We start from the raw sequence: 1,899 nt of genomic DNA on the forward strand, positions 1-1,899 counted from the left end.
GAAGGGATGGCGGGCCACGAGTTCGGGCTTGCGGAACGCCGTCACCAGCAGGGCACCGGCGACGAAGCCGCCGATGTGCGCCCAGAAGGCCACGCCGCCGCCCTGGCGCCCCAGCGAACCGATGCCGCCCAGCAACTGCACCAGGAACCAGTAGCCAAGCATGAACACCGCCGGCACGGCAAAGGTGGTGACGTAAAAACCGAGCCACACCAGCATGGTGACCCGCACCCGTGGATAGAGCAGCACGTAGGCGCCCATCACGGCACCGATCGCACCCGAGGCACCGACCATCGGAATGCCCGACTGCGGGTTGGCAGCCATCTGCAACGCCGCCGCCGCGAGGCCGCCGAGAAGGTAGAAGACGATGAAACGCGCATGGCCCATCGAATCCTCGACATTGTTGCCGAAGATCCACAGGAACCACAGGTTGCCGATGATGTGCATCCAGCCGCCATGGAGGAACATCGACGTCACCAGGGTGTGCCAGCCGGCCTGGTCACCGATCCGGCACCAGGCCTCGGGGCCCACCTGGAAAGACGCACCGGGCGGCAGCGTCTGCAGGACCTCGCCGGGGATCAGGCCCAGCGTGCACACCGACCGCGACAAGGCCGGTTCCGTGCCCAGCCCCTGAACCAGCACCCACGCGGCGACGTTGAGCGCGATCAGCGCCCAGGTCACCCACGGCGTCAGGAATTGCGGGTTTTCGTCACGGATCGGAAACACGCGACACTCCGGTCCAGCGGCACGACGGCAGGCTGCAGCGGCTCACGTCGCCACCGCTCACTCCGGCACCAGCCATTCGGCGGCCCAGCCACCGCGGCCCTCCGGCGCCAGCGTACGCCAGAGCCAGGGCACCAGCGTGCGCAAGGTGACGTCGAGCCCGTAGGGCGGGTTGACGACGAGCACGCCCGAACCATGCAATCCGGCATGACTCGCATCCTCGACCCGCAATTCGGCGCGAAGGACGGGGCGCATGCCACTGGCGGCAACCCGGCGGACCAGACGTGCCGCCGGCGCCTGGCGCAATAGCGGGTACCACAGCAGGTAGACGCCGCCCGCAAAACGCCGGTGGCAATCCTGGAGCAGCCCGGCGGTGTGCCCGAACTCGCCGCGCATTTCATAGGACGGATCGAGCAGCACCAGACCGCGGCGCTCCGGAGGCGGCAGCAGGCCCGGCAGCCCTTCGTGGCAATCGCGTGCATGGAGGTGGACCTGCGGATCGAGGGTGAAATTGTGGCGCAGCAGGGCCAGCGCCCGCGGATGGCGCTCGAGCAGGACGAGATGATCGGCTGGCCGCAGCAGGTGACGGATCAGCGCCGGTGACCCGGGATAGCGCCGCAGCACGTCGCTGCCGCGATTGCAGGCCCTGACCGCGCCCAGGTAACCGTCCAGGGCCGGCGGTGGTCCGGCGGCGGCACACAGGCGGACGATGCCCGAGTCCGCCTCGGCGGTCTTGCGCGCCTCGGCGCCACGCAGGTCGTAGATGCCGGAGCCCGCATGGGCATCGTAGACCCGCAGCGGCTTGTCCTTGCGCAGGAGACTTTCGAGGCACAACACCAGCACGGCGTGCTTGAGCACATCGGCATGGTTGCCGGCGTGGTATTCGTGCTGGTAGCTCAACATGGGGGCGCAGTGTACCCGGGCGATCCATCAATACACCCCGCGGCGCCTGATTTTTGGCCATAATCCACGGCGTTCCAGCCACATTGGACCCCCGCTGATGGGACGTATCTTCGAGACCCGCAAGCACACCATGTTCGCGCGCTGGGACCGCATGGCCAAGCAGTTCACGCGTATCGGCAAGGACATCACCATTGCCGTCAAGGGCGGTGGGACCGACCCGGCAGGCAACCCGGCCCTGCGCCGCGTGATCCAGAACGCGCGCGCCGTCAACATGCC

The 1,899-nt window shown here is 68.1% G+C and carries 2 protein-coding genes; both read right to left on the reverse strand.

The features are described 5' to 3' along the window. On the reverse strand, positions 1-723 hold a 723-nt coding region (locus tag Q0X16_RS05670; protein WP_297831759.1), incomplete at its 3' end, for a rhomboid family intramembrane serine protease. A gap of 57 nt (positions 724-780) precedes the next feature. Then, positions 781-1,623: a 23S rRNA (adenine(2030)-N(6))-methyltransferase RlmJ gene (rlmJ, locus tag Q0X16_RS05675; protein ID WP_297831762.1), complete on the reverse strand. Its 843-nt coding sequence runs from the start codon at positions 1,621-1,623 to the stop codon at positions 781-783. Between the last annotated feature and the right edge of the window lie 276 nt (positions 1,624-1,899).

Origin of the sequence: Thermomonas sp., from assembly GCF_025993755.1 — a bacterium.
GTDB lineage: Bacteria > Pseudomonadota > Gammaproteobacteria > Xanthomonadales > Xanthomonadaceae > Thermomonas.